The 560-nt window shown below is 58.1% G+C and carries 1 protein-coding gene; it reads right to left on the bottom strand.

The annotated features are described in order from the left end of the window. Positions 1-487: transposase (locus AC630_RS42485; protein WP_074124411.1), on the bottom strand; the 487-nt coding region annotated here is incomplete at its 3' end. Between the last annotated feature and the right edge of the window lie 73 nt (positions 488-560).

Here is a 560-nt window from a genome sequence, read left to right on the forward strand (position 1 = left end):
CCATCTTGGCACGCGTGAAGTTGCGGTCGCGGTTGTTCACCGCCTTGAACTTGCTGCCGTCGATTGCGACGCTTGGGGTCTGCAACAGGCCCATTTGCCGGCATAGTGCAATGAACTTCGCACAAACCTTCCGGATCGCCGCACCATTGTCCTTCCGGAAATCGGCGATCGTCTTATGATCGGGAGCCAGGCGGCCGATCAGCCACATCACCTCGATATTGCGGCACGCCTCACGTTCCAGGCGGCGACTGGATTGCACCCGATTGAGATAACCGTAGATGTATAGCTTCAGAAGGACTGCCGGATGATAGGAGGGCCGGCCCGTCTCCTTGGCGATCACACGCTCAAACCCCATTCCATGCAGGTCGAGCGCCTCGACGAACACATCGATCACATGGACCGCGTTGTCCTCGCTTACCCAATCCTCCAGACATTCCGGCAAGAGCGTCAGCTGGGATCTGTCCGCACCTTCAACGAAGCGTCCCATCCGTATCCCCCATCAGGAAACGGAGGAATCCTAGCCGACTCGTGGCTTTTCACACAGCCAGGGTCAAAASCKG

This window comes from Bradyrhizobium sp. AS23.2 (assembly GCF_001908185.1).
In the GTDB taxonomy this organism is placed as follows: domain Bacteria; phylum Pseudomonadota; class Alphaproteobacteria; order Rhizobiales; family Xanthobacteraceae; genus Bradyrhizobium.